At 67.1% G+C, this 19,481-nt stretch carries 16 protein-coding genes; 9 read left to right on the forward strand and 7 right to left on the reverse strand.

The features are described 5' to 3' along the window. Positions 1–11: 11 nt before the first annotated feature. Both ACP7AR_RS06450 and ACP7AR_RS06455 read left to right on the forward strand, forming a co-directional pair. Entirely contained in the window at positions 12–632 is a 621-nt protein-coding gene (locus tag ACP7AR_RS06450; RefSeq protein WP_426183906.1) for an SAF domain-containing protein, read from the forward strand. Continuing rightward, entirely contained in the window at positions 629–1,915 is a 1,287-nt protein-coding gene (locus ACP7AR_RS06455) for an AAA family ATPase (protein WP_426183908.1), read from the forward strand. Before ACP7AR_RS06450 ends, ACP7AR_RS06455 begins: the two co-directional genes overlap by 4 nt. On the opposite strand, the gene ACP7AR_RS06460 is transcribed toward ACP7AR_RS06455, so the two are convergent. Together ACP7AR_RS06460 and secA are read right to left on the reverse strand one after the other, a co-directional pair. Next, positions 1,806–3,032 carry a pyridoxal phosphate-dependent aminotransferase gene (locus tag ACP7AR_RS06460; RefSeq protein ID WP_426183910.1) on the reverse strand — a complete coding sequence of 409 codons (1,227 nt, stop codon included), beginning with the start codon at positions 3,030–3,032 and terminating at the stop codon, positions 1,806–1,808. The genes ACP7AR_RS06455 and ACP7AR_RS06460 overlap by 110 nt on opposite strands. 65 nt (positions 3,033–3,097) lie before the next feature. Beyond that, positions 3,098–5,908 (reverse strand): preprotein translocase subunit SecA, encoded by a 2,811-nt coding sequence (secA, locus tag ACP7AR_RS06465; protein WP_426183912.1) that lies wholly within the window; start codon positions 5,906–5,908, stop codon positions 3,098–3,100. Between the two features lie 170 nt (positions 5,909–6,078). Between secA and ACP7AR_RS06470 the strand changes: the two genes are divergently transcribed. Continuing rightward, a complete protein-coding gene (locus ACP7AR_RS06470) occupies positions 6,079–6,693 on the forward strand; it encodes a PadR family transcriptional regulator (protein WP_426183914.1) in 615 nt (204 codons plus the stop codon). Positions 6,694–6,753: 60 nt separating this feature from the next. After that, positions 6,754–8,094: a hypothetical protein gene (locus tag ACP7AR_RS06475; RefSeq protein WP_426183916.1), complete on the forward strand. Its 1,341-nt coding sequence runs from the start codon at positions 6,754–6,756 to the stop codon at positions 8,092–8,094. A gap of 48 nt (positions 8,095–8,142) precedes the next feature. Here the strand turns inward: ACP7AR_RS06475 and hpf are convergent, their stop codons facing one another. The 5 genes from hpf to mtrA all read right to left on the reverse strand — a co-directional run bounded on the left by hpf (position 8,143) and on the right by mtrA (position 13,757). Beyond that, complete coding sequence (gene hpf / locus ACP7AR_RS06480; RefSeq protein WP_426183918.1) at positions 8,143–8,799, reverse strand: ribosome hibernation-promoting factor, HPF/YfiA family; 657 nt, start codon at positions 8,797–8,799, stop codon at positions 8,143–8,145. Positions 8,800–8,897: 98 nt separating this feature from the next. After that, on the reverse strand, positions 8,898–9,566 hold the full coding sequence (locus tag ACP7AR_RS06485) for a ComF family protein (RefSeq protein WP_426183920.1): 669 nt from the start codon (positions 9,564–9,566) through the stop codon (positions 8,898–8,900). 88 nt (positions 9,567–9,654) lie between these two features. Further along, positions 9,655–11,367, reverse strand: coding sequence for an LpqB family beta-propeller domain-containing protein (locus ACP7AR_RS06490; RefSeq protein ID WP_426183922.1), 1,713 nt, complete (start codon positions 11,365–11,367; stop codon positions 9,655–9,657). Then, complete coding sequence (gene mtrB, locus ACP7AR_RS06495; RefSeq protein WP_426183924.1) at positions 11,364–13,067, reverse strand: MtrAB system histidine kinase MtrB; 1,704 nt, start codon at positions 13,065–13,067, stop codon at positions 11,364–11,366. Before mtrB ends, ACP7AR_RS06490 begins: the two co-directional genes overlap by 4 nt. A 9-nt stretch (positions 13,068–13,076) precedes the next feature. Continuing rightward, positions 13,077–13,757: an MtrAB system response regulator MtrA gene (gene mtrA / locus ACP7AR_RS06500; RefSeq protein ID WP_426183926.1), complete on the reverse strand. Its 681-nt coding sequence runs from the start codon at positions 13,755–13,757 to the stop codon at positions 13,077–13,079. A gap of 174 nt (positions 13,758–13,931) precedes the next feature. Here mtrA and ACP7AR_RS06505 point away from each other — a divergent pair, with 174 nt between their 5' ends. From ACP7AR_RS06505 to ACP7AR_RS06525, 5 genes are read left to right on the forward strand one after another with little or no spacing between them, the layout of a single operon-like run. Further along, positions 13,932–15,284, forward strand: coding sequence for a glycerophosphoryl diester phosphodiesterase membrane domain-containing protein (locus tag ACP7AR_RS06505; protein ID WP_426183928.1), 1,353 nt, complete (start codon positions 13,932–13,934; stop codon positions 15,282–15,284). After that, complete coding sequence (locus ACP7AR_RS06510) at positions 15,281–15,931, forward strand: DUF4129 domain-containing protein (RefSeq protein ID WP_426183930.1); 651 nt, start codon at positions 15,281–15,283, stop codon at positions 15,929–15,931. The genes ACP7AR_RS06505 and ACP7AR_RS06510 overlap by 4 nt, the downstream gene beginning before the upstream one ends. Next, complete coding sequence (locus tag ACP7AR_RS06515) at positions 15,928–17,136, forward strand: DUF4350 domain-containing protein (RefSeq protein WP_426183932.1); 1,209 nt, start codon at positions 15,928–15,930, stop codon at positions 17,134–17,136. The genes ACP7AR_RS06510 and ACP7AR_RS06515 overlap by 4 nt, the downstream gene beginning before the upstream one ends. Before the next feature lie 59 nt (positions 17,137–17,195). Then, the gene (locus ACP7AR_RS06520) at positions 17,196–18,119 is read left to right on the forward strand and encodes an AAA family ATPase (protein WP_259062196.1); all 924 of its coding nucleotides are present in this window, start codon (positions 17,196–17,198) and stop codon (positions 18,117–18,119) included. A 1-nt stretch (position 18,120) separates the two neighbouring features. After that, positions 18,121–19,428 (forward strand): DUF58 domain-containing protein, encoded by a 1,308-nt coding sequence (locus ACP7AR_RS06525; protein WP_426183934.1) that lies wholly within the window; start codon positions 18,121–18,123, stop codon positions 19,426–19,428. Positions 19,429–19,481 lie beyond the last annotated feature (53 nt).

A 19,481-nucleotide genomic window follows, 5' to 3' on the forward strand; every position in this document is an offset into this window, starting at 1 on the left:
ACGATGTGTGCATGACGACCCAACCACGCACCCGGCGTGCATTCTGGGGTGACATCCGATTCCTCATCGGCATAGCTCTGGTGATCCTCTCCATCGTCGGCGTCTGGCTGATCGTCTCGTCTGCACGCCAGACGACACCGGTGCTGCAGGCGGATCGAACGATCGCGCAGGGCGAGGCCCTGATCTCCGATGATTTCCGCGTCGTGGAGGTCAGCCTCGGCAGCGTCGTCGACGGCTATCTCGCTCCACAGGACCTCGAGCCGGGTATGGTCGCTTCACGGACGCTCGCAGACGGGGAGCTGCTTGCGGTCACGGCGGCCGCCGATGCACAGTCGACCCGTACCACGAGCATCGTGATCGAGAGCAGCGTGGGCATACCTGAGAGCGTCGCCGTCGGCACTCCCGTCGAACTCTGGTTCGCGCCGCCGCTCGCGGAGACCGAGGAGTTCGACGCGCCACGCATCCTCGTCGCCGATGTCGTCGTCGCCTCCATACCCGAGTCCGACGGCATGCTCGCGCAGCGGAGCGCCATGCTCGAGGTCGTGATCGATCGATCGGATGTCGCGGACGTCCTCGCGGCGATCACCGGGGGTGCGGCGCTTTCCGTGGTGCCCCTGGGGCACGGCTCATGACGTCGGTACTGGTCGCTCTCGACGAGCCCCGCGCCTCGGCACTCGGCGCCGATCTCGAACGCGACGGCGTCCATGTCATCGGTGTGGTCGAGCCCTCGAAACTCAACGCCGAGCTTCTGCCAGGAGCAGATGCTGTGATCCTCCCCGCCACGCGAGCGGCGCTGACGGCCGATTTGGTGGCGGCCTGCGATCGCGCAGGAGTACGGATCATCACATTGGGGGCTGGCGACTCCCGCCTGCTCGGTCGTTACGGGCTGCCCGAGGCTCTCCCCGAGGATGCCGATGCCTGGCAGATCGCGGACGCGCTCGCCGACGAGACGCCGGCCACCGCAGTGCCGGTCAGACCATCGCGACGGAGCGTGATCGCGGTGTGGGGCCCGCATGGCGCTCCGGGTCGGTCGACAGTCGCCATCCAGCTGGCGGTGGAGATGTCCCGATCCGGTAAGTCCTGCGCGCTCCTCGACGCCGACACCGTCGCGCCGTCGCTGGCTCTGCTGCTGGGACTCGGCGACGATGCACCAGGAATCGCCGCAGCCTGTCGTCGCGCCGAGCTCGGCGGTCTCGATGCCGCAGAGCTGGGACGGTTGGCCACGCGCGTCGAGACGAGCGGAGGTACCCTCGAGGTTCTCGGCGGTCTCAATCGACCGTCCCGCTGGCCGGAGCTCGCAGCTGGTCGGCTGAGCGCGACGCTTCAGATCTGCCGAGAGTGGGCAGACGTGACGATCGTCGATGTGTCGGCCGCCTTCGACGCCGACGAGGAGATCACGGATGACCTCGCAGGGCCCCGGCGGAACGCCGCCACAACCACCGTGCTGCGGGAAGCGGATGTCATCGTCGCCGTCACCGCGGCCGACCCCCTGTCGGTGTCACGATTCCTCCGGGATCATGCCGAGTTGCGCCGCCTCGTCGGGCCGGCATCCCGCATCGCGGTCGTCGCGAATCAGGTGCGACCCGGCCCATTGGGGATCGACGCCCGCGGCCAGATCCGGGGCGCGCTGGAGCGATTCGCCGGCATCGCCGACGTGTCATTCCTACCCCTCGACCAGCGCGCAGCTGACTCCGCCCTGCTGCATGCACGACCGATGTCAGACGTCACACCGCGCTCCGCGCTGGTCGCCGCCGTGCGGCGGCTCGCCGAGACCCTGGAACCGAAGGGTCCGGCGGGATCGGAAGTCACTGCCGGTAGTCGGCGAGGAAGTTCCCGAGCCTCTCGATGGCTTCGCCCAGCACGCGCGGCTCGGGCAGCGTCACCACTCGGAAGTGATCCGGAGTGGGCCAGTTGAACCCGGTGCCCTGAACGAGGAGGATGTGCTCCGAGACGAGCAGGTCGTAGACGAACTTCCCGTCGTCGTGGATCTCGTGCACATTCGGGTCCAGCCGCGGGAAGGCGTAGAGCGCACCGAGCGGTTTCACACAGGAGACCCCTGGGATCGACTCCAACCCCTCCCAGGCGACATCGCGCTGCTCGAGCAGACGACCGGAGGGCGCAATCAGCGCGTCGATCGACTGCACACCGCTCAGCGCGGCCTGCACTGCGTGCTGTGCGGGCACATTCGGGCACAGTCGGGTCGACGCGAGCAGCGTGATCCCCTCGAGGAAGCCCTTCGCATGATCCTGCGGCCCGGTGATGACCATCCAGCCCGAGCGGAAGCCTGCGACCCGGTACGTCTTGGACAGACCATTGAAGGTCAGGCAGAGCAGGTCGGGAGCGAGTGTGGCAGTCGGGATGTGCACGGCGTCATCGAACAGGATCCGATCGTAGATCTCGTCCGAGAGGATCAGCAGCTCGTTCTCGCGCGCGATCTGCACGAGACCCTCCAGCACCGTACGCGAATAGACGGCGCCGGTGGGGTTGTTCGGATTGATGATCACGATCGCCTTCGTGGCGGGGGTCACCTTGGAGCGGATGTCCTCGAGATCGGGTTCCCAGCCGCTCAGCTCGTCGCAGACGTAGTGCACCGGCGTCCCGCCTGCGAGGCTCGTCATCGCGGTCCACAGCGGATAGTCGGGAGCAGGGATGAGAACTTCGTCGCCCTGATCGAGAAGTGCCTGCATCGTCATCGTGATGAGTTCTGAGACACCGTTGCCGAGGTAGACGTCGTCTGGGTCGAACGACGGGAAGCCCTCGATCTGCTCGTATCTGCTCACCACCGCCCGACGTGCGGAGACGATGCCACGGCTGTCGCTGTAGCCGTGCGCCGTCGGCAGCGCCGCGAGCATGTCGTGCACTATCTGATGCGGTGCTTCGAACCCGAAGATCGCAGGATTGCCGGTGTTCAGCTTGAGGACGTTGTGACCCTCGGCCTCAAGCCGTGCCGCCTCGACGAGCGCTTTGCCGCGAATCTCGTACAGGACGTTCTTGAGCTTCGACGACTGGTCGAAGTGGCGTGAAGGGGTCATTGCGAAAGCCTACCGGGTCGCGCCGGGTGGTCAGCGCGCCGCAAACCGCCGGTGTCAGGACGCGATCACTTCTTCTTCTTGTTCTGCGCACGCCGCTGCTCACGGTTTCCCGCAGCCGGGGTCGGAGCATCCGTTCGCTGGCCGAAAGCACCGCGCGGAGCCTCCTCTGCGGCCGGCGCCTCACCTTCGGAAGCAGCAGCCGCCGCGGCCGCCTGCCGAAGCCGATCGGTCGCCGACTGCTGCACCTGGCCCCGGTCGTTGCGGACCTCGACCTCGCCGGCGTCGTTCGGCGCGGAGTACTCCAGCCGCTGCTCTCCGCCGTCGGTGGCGAGACCCTTGGCCTCGACCTCGGTGGTCTCCGAGTCGCCGGCGCGTCGCACTTCGACCTCGAGGTTGTAGAGGTAGCCGACGGACTCCTCCTTGATCTGGCCCATCATCGACTGGAACATCGCGTATCCCTCGCGCTGATACTCGATCAGCGGATCGCGCTGCGCCATCGCCCGCAGGCCGATGCCGTCCTTGAGGTAATCCATCTCGTACAGGTGGTCGCGCCAGCGGCGATCGAGGACCTGCAGCACCACTCGGCGCTCCAACTCGCGAGTGGCCGCCTCTCCGAGCGTCGCCTCTCGCGTCTCGTACGCGATCTTCGCGTCAGAGAGCAACTCACGGGTGAGCCCTTCGGCGTCGATGCCGCCCTTGCGGCCGCTGGCCTCCGCGACGACCTCATCGATCGTGACACTGACGGGGTACAGAGTCTTCAGCTCGGTCCAGAGCGCGTCGAAGTCCCAGCTCTCGTTGTGCCCGGCACTGGTGTGATCCGCGACGACACCAGTGATGGCATCCTCGATGAAGTGCTGAACACGACCCGCGATGTCATCGCCCTGGAGGATGTGCCGACGATCCGCGTAGATCGCCTCGCGCTGACGGTTGAGGACGTCGTCGTACTTGAGCACGTTCTTGCGCATCTCGGCGTTGCGCGACTCGACCTGAGACTGGGCGCTGCGGATGGCACGTGAGACGAGCCCCGATTCGATCGGGACGTCGTCAGGGAAGTTGGTGCGGGCGAGGATCGCTTCGGCCGCCCCGGACTGGAACAGGCGCATGAGATCGTCGGTGAGGCTGAGGTAGAAGCGGCTCTCACCCGGGTCGCCCTGGCGGCCGGACCGGCCGCGGAGCTGGTTGTCGATACGACGCGATTCGTGGCGCTCGGTGCCGAGCACGTAGAGGCCGCCGGCCTCGGTGACCTTGGAGCTCTCCTCGGCGACGACCGACTTCATGGCCTCGTACGCCTCGTCCCACGCCGCTTCGTACTCCTCGGGAGTCTCGGCGGGGTCGAGGCCCTTCGCCTTGAGCTCCTGGACGGCCAGGAACTCCGCGTTGCCGCCGAGCATGATGTCGGTACCGCGACCGGCCATGTTCGTGGCGACGGTGACCGCCCCGAGACGGCCGGCACGCGCGACGATCTCTGCTTCACGGGCGTGGTTCTTCGCGTTGAGGACCTCGTGTTTGATGCCCTTCTTCGCCAGCAGCCGGGAGAGGTACTCACTCTTCTCGACGCTGACCGTGCCGACCAGCACCGGCTGGCCGGTCTCGTGACGCTCGACGATGTCCTCCACGACCTGCGCGAACTTGGCCGTCTCGTTCTTGTACACCAGGTCGGCGTTGTCCTTGCGGATCATCGGCCTGTTCGTCGGGATCTGCACGACGCCGAGCTTGTACGTCGACATGAACTCCGCGGCCTCGGTCTCGGCCGTACCGGTCATCCCCGCGAGCTTGTCGTACAGGCGGAAGTAGTTCTGCAGCGTCACGGTCGCGAGCGTCTGGTTCTCGGCCTTGACCGGCACGGCCTCCTTGGCCTCGATGGCCTGGTGGATGCCCTCGTTGTATCGACGACCGACCAGGATGCGGCCGGTGTGCTCGTCGACGATCATGACCTCGTCGTTCATCACGACGTAGTCGGTGTTCTTCTTGAACAGGGCGAGCGCCTTGATCGAGTTGTTCAGGAACGAGATCAGCGGAGTGTTCGCGGACTCGTAGAGGTTGTCGATGCCGAGGTAGTCCTCGACCTTCTCGATGCCGGGCTCGAGCACACCGATCGTGCGCTTCTTCTCGTCGACCTCGTAGTCCTCGCCGGGCTCCAGCGTGCGGGCGATCTTGGCGAACTCGGTGAACCAGCGGTTGGCCTCACCGGACGACGGCCCGGAGATGATGAGCGGCGTACGGGCCTCGTCGATCAGGATCGAGTCGACCTCGTCGACGATCGCGTAGAAGTGCTCGCGCTGCACGAGGTCTTCCTTGCGCCAGGCCATGTTGTCACGCAGGTAGTCGAAGCCGAACTCGTTGTTCGTGCCATAGGTGATGTCTGCGGCGTACTGCTCGCGTCGGACGGCGGGCGTCTGCCCCGAGACGATGATGCCCGTCTTCATCCCGAGGGCACGGAACACTCGCCCCATGAGCTCGGCCTGGTACGACGCGAGGAAGTCGTTGACCGTGATGATGTGGACGCCCTTGCCGGCGATCGCATTGAGATACGCAGGGAACGTCGCGACGAGGGTCTTGCCCTCACCGGTCTTCATCTCGGCGATGTTGCCCAGGTGAAGGGCCGCGCCACCCATCAGCTGCACGTCGTATGCGCGCATGCCGAGGGTGCGCTTGGCCGCCTCGCGCACGGCGGCGAACGCCTCGGGCATCAGCTGATCGAGCGTCTCGCCCTTCTCGAAGCGCTCCCGAAGCTCGACAGTCTCGTTCGAGAGTTCCTCGTCCGTGAGTTTCTCGAAGTCCTCCTCCAGCGCGCCGACGGCCTTCACTACCTGGTTCAGGCGGCGAAGGACGCGGCCCTCGCCTGCACGCAGCAGCTTCTCAAGAGGATTCGCCACTTAAGTCATCTCCCTGTTGTGGGTCAGAACCCCGGCCACCCAGATCGGGCTTCAGTACCGGGCATACCTCGCTATGTTACCGGCCGGTGACCTTTGCATCGTCTGGATATCACAACCCCTTTCGCGTTGCCGGGTATGCATATACTGAGAAACCGCTTCAGGAGGTCGCCATGTCGGTACGTCAGAGCCTGCTCGCCATCCTCGATCAGGGCCCCTGCTACGGGTACCAGTTGCGCAGTGAGTTCGATCGCCGCACCGGATCGACGTGGCCGTTGAACGTGGGCCAGATCTACAACACGCTCGAGCGCCTTGAACGCGATGGCCTGGTCGAACGTGGAGACGCGGACGAGAAGGGTCACGTGTACTGGCGGATCACGGATGCGGGATCCGCCGAGGTCGCATCGTGGCTCACGTCTCCCGTTGTGCGCAGCGGTGCGACGCGAGATGAGCTCGCGATCAAGTTGGCCGTGGCGGCGACGCTGCCCGGCGTGGACGTCGCCGCTGTGATCCAGACGCAGCGGACGGCTTCGCTTCAGCGGATGCGGTCGCTCGAGAGCACGCCGTACGCAGGCGCCGAACCCGGCGGCCCGGAAGAGCTCGCCTGGTCGCTCGTCGCGGACTCGATGACCTTCGCGGCCGAGGCCGAGGTGCGGTGGCTGGATCACATCGAGAAGCGGCTCGCACTGCATCCGCGTCACGCGCTCGGTCTCGAACTCGCCACCGAGCGCCCCAAGCGCGGTCGCCCCTCACTGGTGAAGGGCGACGCCCAGGCCGCAATACTATGAGCCCATTGGTGTCGGCTGATGCACAGCCCGCACATGGCGTACGGAAAGTAGGATCGATCCATGGCCGGATTCTGGGGTAAGCGCAAGCGCGAAGAAGAAGCTGCGCGAGCAGCACAGGACGCCGATCTCGCTCGCAAGGCGGAGCAGGCCCTGGTCGCGGCAGATGAGCGCATCCGCACCGCCGGCGACGAACTCGCCTTCGCCGAAGCCGAGTTGGGCCTCTCGCTCACGAAGGATCTGAAGGCGGCGCTGGACGCTGTGCGCACTCATCTGCGCGAAGCGTTCCAGCTGCATCAGCTCAACCACGACGAGATCCCCGACACCGATGAGGAGCTTCGCTCTCGCAACGCCCGCATCGTGCAGCTGTGCGAATGGGCCGAAGACCTGCTGGATGAGAAGACGGCGACGCTGGCCGAATCGATCTCCAAGGTTCGCCGCGCACCGGAGGTGCGGGAGAAGGTGCTCTCGGACGCCGAGACGCTGTCCGCACGCCTGCCGCAGGCCCGCAGCATCATCGAGCGCCTCTCCACCCGTTACGCCGACAGCGCGCTTCACCAGATCCGCAACAGCGCCGATGAGGCCGAGCAGCTCATCGCGTTCGCCACGCACGGCGCCGAGGTCGCGGAACGCCGTCGCGCCGCCAGGCAGAACGAAGAGGCGAATCTCGCCCTGGAGACCGCGACCGAGGCGATCCGTCGCGTCGGTGCGCTGCTGGATGCAGTGGAAGACTTCGAGATCGAGGCGCTGCGCGCCGAATCCACCCTCGCAGAGGTGGTCGCGGATTCCCGAGGCGACATCATCGCGGCACGCACTGCACCCAAGATTCCTGCCGTGACAGAGGCGACAGCCGAGCTCGAGAGTGCATTGGAGTCTCTGGCGCCCGCGGGATCCCGCAACGATCCGTTCGCCGAGCTGTCGCGGTTGCGCACGGCGAACACGGCACTCGACGATGCGATCGCCAAAGCGCACTATCGCCTTCAGAATCCGCTGCCGAGCATCGCTCAGGTGCAGCACTCCCTCGACGACGCCGATCGTCAGCTCGGGGTCGCACGCGGGCTCATCTCCGGGCACCGCGGCTGGATCGGCGCCGATGCACGTACGCGCTTCGCCGAGGCGGAGAGACTGCGCATCGACATCCCCGAGCTCATCGAGGCAGAGGACACGCGTGAGCAGGCACTCGCCGGCGCCCGCCGCGTCGCTCAGCTCGCCGCTGAAGCGCTGCAGCTCGCGCAGCGCGACATCGACTCGGCACGCCCGCAGCAGCAGGGCTGGGGCGACGGCGGTTGGGGCGGCGGAGCTCCCGGTTGGGGCGGTGGACGCCGTGGCGGCGGTGGCGATGTGATGGGCGGCATCATGGGCGGCCTCGTCATCGGCAGCATCCTGGACGGCATCTTCGACTGACACCCGACATGGAAATGGCCCGGCATCAACGATGCCGGGCCATTTCTGTCAGGACGCGAGGGCCTCTGAAGGCGGCGCCTGGGCCGTGAGCGAGATCACGCCGTAATCCCATCCCTTGCGCCGGTACACGACGCTCGGGTGGTCGGTGCGGACATCGACGAAGAGGAAGAAGTCGTGTCCGACCAGTTCCATCCGGTCGACCGCCTCCTCGACCGTCATCCACTCCGCATCGAAGTTCTTGGTGCGGATGACGACGGGCGAGTATGCCGCTTCCTCGTCATTCTGGACCGGCACCGTTCCCGTCGCGACAGCATGCAGGATGTCTGCGGATGCGGGTTCGACGTCGATCCCCTCCAGCGATCCGCTGACCTTCTCGAAATGCGCTCCTCGGGGATGCTGGCGTCCGTCGACGCGCTTCTCCTTTGCACGACGCAGCTGCTCCGACATCTTGTCCACAGCGAGATCGAGAGCCACGAACTTGTCGCCGTCGACGGCCTCAGCACGCACGACCGGCCCTTTACCGACGAGAGTGAGTTCCACTGTCTCATCGGGAACACGTCCGCCTCGATAGGCGCGATGCGTGACCTTCACGTCCAGTCGCTGCGCCTTCGCGGCAAACGGCTGAACCCGGGCGATCTTCTCCTCGACAACGGTTCGGAAGCGATCAGTGATTCCCACTCCGACGCCAACGATGCTTGTTTCCATTGCTGCCTCCTTGTCCCGGTCCTCCCGGCCAAGGGCGGACCGTGGTCGCCTTGTGAACCCCTACCGTAGTCTCCGTTCGGATGGATGTCACCACTCATTCACGATGCGTTTCCCGGGAATCGGCTATGCCGCGGGGTCGCAGCGAGCGTCACAGCTCCGCACACGCGGAATCCCGCTGTTGTGAGAGCGCGCGCGGCTTCGTCGAGAGTGGCGCCCGTGGTGACGACGTCGTCGATCAACAGAGCCTCGTCCGCATCCCGGGCGTGTCGCCCGCGCATGCTGCCCGTCACATTCCTGCCGCGCTCCTCGATTCCGAGTTCCCTCTGATCGGCGGTGGCTCGCACGTTCAGCAGCACCCTGCTCGCCTGAAACCCCGCACGGCGGATCAGCAGCTCCGGCACGCGATACCCGCGGCGACGGAACGCTGACCGCCCCGTGGGAACCGGGACGAGCAGCGGTGCTGGGGCGTCATCGGCGACAGCGTGTGCGATGGCCGCAGACAGCGCCCTGCCGAGCGGTCGGGCCAGCAGCGTCTCACCGTCCTCCTTCAGCCGACGGATGCATCGAGCCGCCACGCCTTCGTAGGCGAGCGCAGCGACCACCGGCAACCCACCCGGCGTCTCTCTGCGCACCGGCTGCGCGACCAGTGCTCGATCGCATTCCTCGCACAGCAGAGTGCCGAGCGCGTCACAACCTGCACAGCATCCGGACATCACGAACGAACCGAGCTCGTCCACGAGAGAGGACCACGCACTGGCATTCGGCATGAAGCAGACTCTGCACCGCTCAGCGCTTCGACGGCAACCGATCACCGCGATCGGTGGAGATCCGGATCAGGTCCTCGATCGTGCAGGGTCACTGACCGGCGTGCGTACCCAGCACCAGCACGTCTTTGAGGCCCATCTGCCAGGTGGTGCCGCGCTGGGCGAACAGCACGCCGTCAGCGTCCAGGATGCGCACCGCCGATGCCGTGCTCCCGCCCGAGATCGAGATCGACGCCCCGGGGGCGGCGGCGAACAGGCCAGTGCCGCCGACGCTCTGCGTCAGCACCACGCGGTTGCCGTCGGAATCCTGCAGAACGCTGAGGTCGTCTTCGGCGACCCAGCTCATCCCCAGAGCCGCACCGTCGAGCTGAGCGACCGTGTGCACTGGTCCGAGTTCGACCGGCGCACGGTCTTCATCCCTGACGATGGCAGCCACAACGAGCCACCTCTGCCCGCCGATCGTCGCCACTGCGGCGATGCGGACGCCGTCCGGAGCGACGCGCAGATGGGAGATGGAGGTCGCGTCCGGGAACGCGTTCGCGATCTTGACCCCTGTCACCTGCGGTTGCCAGGCGGTGAGTGCCCGAGGATTCGACGACGGGACAGACCAGGTGTACCCGTAGGGATCCATTGTCGGCTCGATGAGTCCCGCCCTGGTGTCCAGCTGATCGACACGCCCGTCCGCCACGGTGTAGACCCCGCCGTCGTCCAGCTGTACGGCGGCTCGGGAGTCATCGGCCGCGACATCGACCGAGACCACGGATGCAGAGAGCTCGACCAGCTCGCCGGAGATGCCGGCGTACGGTGCGATCTCATCCCCGAGGTAGAGCCCGAATTCCGATTCGGTGAGCACGACCGTGCCCGTCTCCGCACGCGGTGACTCGATCGTCGCTCGTCCGGCGTTCAGGTCGCGGCCGTTGACGAGCAGTCGAACCTCCGTGATGCCCGCCGGTCGCAGCGTCTCCTCCAGTTGAGTGCGCATACGCGACAGCGCGGTGGCGTCCAGCGACGAGGCGCCGGGAGTCAGTTCGACCGTGGCCACCTTGTCCGTGTCGACCGGAACGGAATCGCGAGCGAGCGAGACGTCGCTGGGGAACGCGCTGCGCACGGCCGGTGCCAGCCAGGCGATGGGCGTTCCGGAGAGCAGCGATTGTGTGAGCGTCGTCACTATCTGACCACGCCGCGGATACCACCTCACATCGGGAAGCAGGTGTGACCAGCTCTGGTCATAGAACTGCAGCGCATAGCTGCGGTAGACCTGCGGGAACGCTTCAGCGTCGAGGATGATGCCGTCGGCGGCGACCGTGATCCGCCATTCCCCGTCGTCGTTCCTGGCGACTCCGAACGACACGACCGATGTGTCCCCTGAAAGCTCTGTGTAGGCGCCCGTCTCATCCACACGAGCGGTCTGATCCAGCAGGACGCGCACATCGCCTTCCTGCGCCGCGTCTTCTGCACCGGTGACGTCGGCCGTGAACTCCCTGGCGGCGGCGCTGGAGTCGACCGTCACCTGGGCGTTGGGACGCCATGTCTCTGCGAGGTCGGGGCTCAGGAACTCGCGCGCGGTCTTCCATCCGTCGGCCGGAGTGAGAGCGGCGTCCATGAAGCCCTCCACGATCTCCTCCGGGCTCGCCCCCTCAAGCGGGCCGGCCGCGATCTGACTGATGTCGGGCGGGAGATCGACCTCGTCCAGAGAGAGCCCTGACTTCACCTCACCGGACGTGGGCAGCCCGGAGCATGCCGAGAGCAGCAGGGAGAACACTGCGATCAGGCCGAGAAGGAGACCACGTCGTGCGCGCATCATGAGCGTTCTTCCTCTCCGGTGGAGATGGAGTCGGTGAAGTAGAGCTCGCGCAGCTCGGTGAGCTGAATCGGCACAGTGGCGGAGCTGACGTCGCCCAGTGCCTCTTCCGGTTCGAGTGACACAGGTGACGGGCCGTCGATGTCTCCCGACTGGCGCGGCAGCGTCAGCACGAAGTTCGTGCCGACGGCGAGCTCCGACCAGACCGCGAGCGTGCCACCGTGCAGCCGCGCATCGCCCAGTGCGATCGACAGGCCGAGCCCGGTACCGCCGAGGGTGCGCTGGCGTGACGGGTCGGCCCGCCAGAACCGGTCGAAGACGCGCTGGGCATCTTCGGGCTCCATGCCGAGACCGAAGTCGCGCACGCCGACGGCGACCGCGTGCTGATTGCTGTCGACGGTCACGACGATCGGCCGTCCCTCACCGTGCTCGATCGCATTGCCGATGAGGTTGCGCAGCACGCGACGCACTCGTCGTGGATCCATGTCGACGGGCGTGTATCCGCCGGGTGCGATCAGGCGCAGCTCTGAACCGCGCCCCTCCGCGAGCGGGAGCATCTGCTCGATGACATCCTCCGCCAGCGTCGCAAGGCTTGTCGCCTCCAGCTCCAATTGCACGGATCCCGCGTCGTACCTACTGATCTCCAGCAGATCCGCGAGCAGTGTCTCGAATCTCTGCACCTGGGTGTGCAGCAGTTCCGCAGTGCGGTTCGTGGTCGGGTCGAACTGGTCGCGCTGGTCGTTGAGCATGTCAGCCGCGAGCCTGATCGTCGTGAGGGGGGTACGCAGCTCATGGGACACATCCGAGACGAAGCGCTGCTGCACGAGCGACAGTTCGCCGAGCTCCTTGATCTGCGACTCGATGCTGTCGGCCATCGCGTTGAACGAACGTGCCAGAGTCGCCAGCTCGTCTTCGCCGTGTACGGGCAGTCGCACTTCCAGATCGCCCGAGGCGAGTCTGGCACTGGTCTCGGCCGCTTCGACGATGGGCTTGGACACGGTGCGCAGCACGACCCAGGAGATGCCGATGATGATCGCGACGAGGATGAGGCCCGCCGCCCACAGCGTGCTCTGCACGAACTGCAGCGTCTGCTCGGAATCGGCCAGGTCGTAGGCGATGTACACCTCGAATGCACCTACGTCCGGCACGAGCAACTGCTGTCCGACGATGATCCCTGGCGCCGTAGACCCGTCCGCCATCGGCAGCGCGACGGACTGCCAGGCCTGACGATCGGCGAACGAGACGACCCGCTCGCGCAGCCCGGGGCTCAGCAGATCGGCGCTCAGACCGCCGATGGTGAATCCGCTCACGCCGGTGCCGACCGGTGGCTCATCGATCGGGAAGGCCGCGATCAGAGCCGACGATGAGACGCGGGGAATCGCCTCCTGCACGTCGCCCCACAGCGCCCTCAGCGCTGATGAGTCGTCCGAGACCTCGGCAGAGTCGAGGGTCTTCTGCGCAGCGCCCACTGCGCTCAGCGCATCGCTGAGCACCTCATCGCGACGGGACTCGAAGAGATTGTTCTGGATGACGAGAGCCATGGTCAGACTCGTCACGAAGATCGAGAATGAGGTCAGCAGCAGTGTGATCGAGATGATGCGAAAGCGCAGCGACCGACGCCAGAGAGTCGCGATCGTCTCCGGCCACCCCCGCCAGTCGCGCCACAGTGCGACGGTCGTGGGCGTCGCGCTCGTGGCGGCCAACGCAGTCCCCTAGCCGATGCTCCCGGCCCGGTAGCCGACGCCACGGACCGTCATGACGATCTTCGGCAGATCGGGGTCGAGCTCGACCTTGGCCCTGAGCCGCTGCACGTGCACGTTCACCAGGCGGGTGTCCGCCTTGTAGTGGTAGCCCCAGACCTGCTCGAGCAGCATCTCTCGCGAGAAGACCTGCTGCGGCTTGGATGCCAGAGCGACCAGGAGCTGGAACTCGAGCGGCGTCAGCGGGATCGGCATCGTGCCGCGACGCACCTCGTGCGCGTCGACGTCGACGACGAGATCGCCGATGCGCAGCACCTCGCTGGTAGCCGAGGTGACCGGACGCAGGCGGGTGCGGATGCGAGCGACGAGTTCCTTCGGGTTGAAGGGCTTGACCATGTAGTCGTCGGCGCCGACCTCGAGCCCCCGGACGACGTCCGCCGTGTCGCTGCGGGCGGTCAGCATGATGATCGGGATGCCGGATTCGGCTCGGATCTGCGTGCAGATCTCGATCCCGTCCATTCCGGGCAGCATCAGGTCGAGCAGCACGAGATCGGGACGCTGTGTGCGCCACTGCTCGACAGCCTTCGCGCCGTCAGCGCAGAACACCGGCTCGAAGCCTTCGGTGCGCAGCACGATGCCGATCATCTCGGCGAGCGCGGTGTCATCGTCGACCACGAGGATCCGTGAGGTCATCTGATCCCAGCCTCATCTTTCTCAGCATGTGCGCGGCGCCCGCGGGTCGCGGTGGAGCGCAGCACTTCTCAGCGTACTTCATGACAACGTTTCGATCACGGTAGCGCCCCCATGGCGTCTTCGATGGGAGGCCGGGGTGTGACACGATGGTTTCGCACCGTAGGAGGGAGCGCTGTGAGCGCACAGGGTTGGACGAACGCGCAGAGCTGGACACCTGCCCTCAAGCGTGGGCTCATCCCACTGCATCCGCTCACCTTCGGCGTACTGCTCGGGAAGCCCTTCGCCACGCTCAGGCACAACCCGAAGGTGCTGTTCGGGTTCGCGATCGTCATCCAGCTCGTGGTGGCGGTCATCACCGCCCTGGTGGTGGGAGCGGTCCTGTTCGCGACCTTCCTGCGGATGGAGTCCCTCTCCCCCAGCTCGCCGGATTTCCTGCCGGTGATGTGGGGCGCGATCGCCATCAATGCGCTGGTCGTACTGGCGATGGGATTCGTGAGCCTCGCCTTCACCGCGATCATGCAGGGCGTCGTCGCCGCGAACGTCGGTCACGCCGCGCTGGGTGAGAAGCCCTCTCTCGGCAGACTATGGCGGTTGATGCGCCCAGCGTTCTGGCGTCTGGTCGGCTGGAGCGTGATGCAGGCCCTTGCGGCACTGGCGCTCATGGCCGTGATCGGCGGCATCATCGCACTCGGGTTCATGGCAGGAGTCGGCGGATCCGCAGAAGGCGTCGGCCTCACGGTCGTCATCGGCATCCTGCTCGTGCTCGGCATGATCCCGCTCTGGGTCTGGCTGAGCACCAAGCTGCTGCTCGTGCCGTCGATCCTGGTGCTGGAGCGTGCGGGGATACGCGTCGCGCTGGTGCGGTCTTGGCGCCTGACCCGAGGCCGGTTCTGGACCGCGTTCGGAGTCATCCTGCTCGTCAACCTGATCATGGGCACCGCAGTGAGTGTGGTGAGCCTGCCGCTGTCGCTGCTGGGTTCGCTGTTCGGAACGGTGATCGCGCCTACCGGCCCCAACGACACATCGGGAATCGCGCTCTACCTCATCACCGCGCTCGCTCCTCAACTGCTCATCTACGTTCTGCAGGCGGTCACCGTCGTCGTGCAGTGCGCCGCCGGTGTCTTCATCTATCTGGATTGCCGGATGCGGTACGAAGGGCTCGATCACCGCCTCATCAGCTACCTGGAGCGTCGCGACCTCGGCGCGAGCGAGGACGAATTGGGCGACCCGTTCGCCGTCGACCCCGCTCGGGCAGTGAGCAGCACCCCACCGCCGAAACCGGTGCCCTCGTACCAGACGGCGCCGGTCGGCTGGGCTCAGTACCCACCGCAGCCGTACCCCGATCAGCAGCCCTATCCCGCGCAGCAGCCCGCGCAGCAGCCCTCGTACCCGCCGCCGGCTCCGTATCTCGCCCCACAACCGCCGGCGGTTGCGCCCCGGCCCCCGCAGAACGCGCCGGCTGCCGCTCAGCCGATCCCGCCGGAGAGCGAGAGCCCCTGGGCTGCTCCCGGATCAGGCAGTGCATGATCCGTCTCGTCATCGACCCCTACGCGCCCGACGGTGACGAAGCGCGGCGATGGGCGGAGCAGGAACTCCAGGACCCGCGCTACGCCGACGCCAAGCCGACCTGGTTCGACTACCTGGCGGAGGACGTCGCGGAGTTCATCGGCAGCCTGTTCTCCCCCGACACCGGTCAACAGGTGGGAAACGTGGCCCTCATCATCGTCACGGTGGTGATCGTCGCAGCGCTGATCACCGTGCTGATCCTCTGGGGGCGACCGCGTGCGTCGCGGCGGGTCAAGCGGCGAGAGACCGACCTCCTCGGAGAGCGCGACCGCCGCACGGCGGCGCAGCTTCGAGCGGATGCCGCGCGGAGCGCGCGTGACGGAGACTGGGATGCTGCGACCGTGCTGCGCTTCCGCGCGCTCGCGCGTGCACTTCTCGAACGCGACATCATCGACCCGGCTCCCGGCGCGACCGCGCAGGCGATCGCACGCGACGCAGCCCTCGTCTTCACTGCGCACCGCGTCGACCTGACCGCTGCGGCCGGGGCCTTCGACGATGTGCGCTACCTCCGCCACCCGGCATCCGAGCAGAGCTACCGCGCGCTCGCCGACCTCGACGATCGACTGGCGTCGCTGCACCCTGCCGTACCCGAGGCAGTGCCGGCATGACGGCGACGGCCCAGACGGATGCCGCGGCACCGGACGAGATGCCCGGCACAGCCGTGCGAGAGAAGGGACGCCTGCGCTCTGCGCTCGGGTGGATCGCGATCGCCGCACTGGTGATCGCGTTCGCGCTCTTCGTGGCGAGCATCACCATGAGCACGCCTGCCTCGCGCGGCGCACTCGACCCGGAGAGTGCAGACGAATCGGGTGCTCTGGCACTCGCCGAGCTGCTGCGCGATGAGGGCGTCGACGTCACGATCGCGCGCACGCGAGTCGACGCGACGGCGGCGCTCGGCGCCGACAGCACGCTCGTGATGGCCGACCCGTTCGCGCTGTCAGACGAAGCGGTGGACGACCTGATCGCACCGGCTGACAACGCGGTCATCCTCTCCAGCGCGAGTCGTCTGCTGCGGATCCTCGGGCTGGGCGAGAATGCGATCGCGACTTCGGACGCCGCGCTGGACGCGCAGTGCGATCTTCCGGAGCTCGCGAACGTCGGCACAGTGCACCCCGACCGCTTCTTCACCCCCGCCGCCGGCGTCACCGGCTGCTACACCGACTCCGACGGTGCCGCCGCCCTGCTCGTCGATGACAGCGACGACAGTCGCGTCGCGCTCATCGAGGGCAGCACGCTGTTCAGCAACGAGCACCTCGCCGAGAACGGAAACGCCGCCCTCGGACTCGCGCTGCTCGGGCAGGGCGAGCACATCGTCTGGTACGTGCCGTCCTTCGAAGACAGCGACATCGAGGCGCAGAGCACCGATACCCTCGCCACTCTCACCCCACCGTGGGTGACCCCGGCCATCCTCCTGCTGCTGCTCGCCGGGATCGTCGCCGGGATCGCCCGCGGCCAGCGCTTCGGCCCTCTGGTCGCGGAGACGCTACCGGTGACCGTCAGGGCCTCGGAGACGATGCATGGCCGTGCCCGACTCACCGCGAAGGCCGGCGACGCCGCACACGCCGCACACGCGCTGCGCGACGGGTCCCTGCGCCGCCTCGCTGCGCGACTCGGGCTGACGGCGAGATCGACCCCGAACGAGATCGCTGACGCAGCCAGCGACCGCCTGCGCATTCCGCGCGGCTCGCTTCACCGACTGCTCGCCGGTCCGCTGCCGGCGAGCGACCCCGAACTGATCGACACCGCGCGGCGACTCGCCGAACTCGAAGCGGCGGTCGAGACCGCCGTGCACGTGGAAAGGAACACACCGTGACCGACACCTCACCCTCCCCCGCCGCCGTCACCACCGATGAGGCGCAGCTGCGAGCGGCGATGCACCGCGTGCGCGCCGAGGTCGACAAGGCCGTCATCGGTCAGGCCGGCACTGTCACCGGTCTGCTGGTCTGCCTGCTGTCACGGGGGCATGTGCTGCTGGAAGGCGTTCCCGGCGTCGCCAAGACGCTGGTCGTGCGCTCGTTCGCCCGGGCGCTCGGCTTGGACACCAAGCGCGTGCAGTTCACCCCGGATCTGATGCCGGGCGACGTGACCGGTTCGCTCGTCTACGACGCGCGAACCGGTGAGTTCGAATTCCGTCAAGGGCCCGTCTTCACGAACGTCCTGCTGGCCGACGAGATCAACCGCACGCCTCCGAAGACGCAGGCCGCGCTGCTCGAGGCGATGGAGGAACGCCAGATCTCCGCAGACGGAACCAGCCGAGACCTGCCCGACCCCTTCCTGGTGGCGGCCACCCAGAACCCCATCGAGCACGAAGGCACGTATTCCCTCCCGGAAGCCCAGCTCGACCGATTCCTCATGAAGCTCGTGGTCGGAATGCCGGAACGCGACGCCGAGGTCACGGTGCTGCGACTGCACGCCGGCGGCTTCTCTCCCCGCGAACTCACGGGTGTCGAGGCCGCAGTGACGGCCGACGAGATCCGCGCGGCACAGGACGCGGCATCCAGGGTCGAGGTCACGGACGAGGTGCTCGGCTACGTCGTGGATCTCGCCCGCGCCACTCGCCAGTCGCCCTCGGTGCAGCTGGGCGCGAGTCCCCGTGCCTCGACCGGACTGCTCGCTGCCGCGAAGGCCTGGGCGTGGTTGAACGGATCGACCGCCGTCACGCCTGACCATGTGCAGACCATGCTCGTGCCTGTCTGGCGTCACCGTCTGCAGCTGCGGCCGGACGCAGAGATGGAGGGAGTGTCGGCGGATGCCGTGCTCGCCAGCGTGATCCAGCAGACTCGGGTGCCGATCTAAGGTGTTCATCTCCGGACGACTCGCTGTTGCTCTCGGGCTCGGCGTCATCCCCCTCGTCGCCTTCACCGCGGCGGGGGCGCCAGTGTGGGCTGTACTCTCCGGATGGCTGCTGCTCTGCACGATCCTGCTCGTCGTGGACGTCGCCTCTGCTGCCAGCGCGCACACAGTGACGGTGACCAGGCGCGTCCCATCGCGCGCCAGGATGGGTGAGCCCGTGGAGGCGAGCATCGCCGTGCACAACCACGGATCGCGAACCTTGAACGCCCTGCTGCGCGATGCCTGGCAGCCCACTGCCGGCGCGAGTCACGCTCGTCTGCGCGCGACGATCCCTGCCGGAGAGAGACGTCGTGTGACCGTGCCGCTGCTCCCCCGCCGTCGCGGCGAGCTGATCAGCGAGTTCGTCTTCATCCGCTCGCGCGGACCACTGGGGCTCGGCGGTCGACAGGCACGTCACGATGTCAGAGGCGCGGTCCGCGTGCTCCCGGCTTTCGCATCGCGCAAGCATCTGCCTTCCCGGCTCGCACGGCTCCGAGAGCTGGACGGCAACACCAGCATCCAGGTGCGGGGGCAGGGCACTGAGTTCGACTCACTGCGTGAGTACGTCCGCGGTGACGACGTCCGATCGATCGACTGGCGTGCGACAGCCAGAGCAGGCACGACGATGCTGCGCACCTGGCGTCCTGAGCGCGACCGTCACGTGGTGATCCTGATCGACACCGGACGCACTGCCGCGGCTCGCGTCGGAGACGGCACGCGGCTCGACGCGGCGCTCGAGGCCGCGTTGCTGCTCGCAGCCCTCGCGACCAGGGCGGGCGATCACGTTCATCTGCTGCTGTACGACCGCGTCGTACGTGCCCGCGTGACCGGCATCGATGGGGCGGCGCTCCTCCCGGCCATGACCGATGCCATGGCACCCGTGCACGCGCGGCTCGTGGACACCGATTGGTCCGGCGCGTTCGCGGCGATCCGCACGCTCACGACGCGGCCCTCGCTCGTCGTCGTCCTCACCGCCCAGGATGCCGCAGAATCCGCCAGAGGATTCCTCGGTGCGTTTCCCACCCCGTCGAGGGCGACGACCGTTCTGGTCGGCTCGGTCACAGACGACGCCGTCGGCGAACTGGCCACGCGCAGAGGCTCGCGTGAGGAGATCTACCTCGCCGCAGCCGCGGAACGCACCCTTCGAGACGCCGAGAACGTGGCGGATGCCGTCCGACGTGCCGGTGGAGAGGCGATCACGGCAGACCCGGAATCCCTGCCTCCGAAGATCGCCGACCGTTACCTGGAGCTGAAGGCCGCCGGGCGGCTCTGAGGTCATCGAATGAGAGATGTTCTGACTGATTTCTTTTTGCGAATGATTCAGAA

Source organism: Microbacterium sp. TWP3-1-2b2 (assembly GCF_049896145.1).
GTDB lineage: Bacteria > Actinomycetota > Actinomycetes > Actinomycetales > Microbacteriaceae > Microbacterium.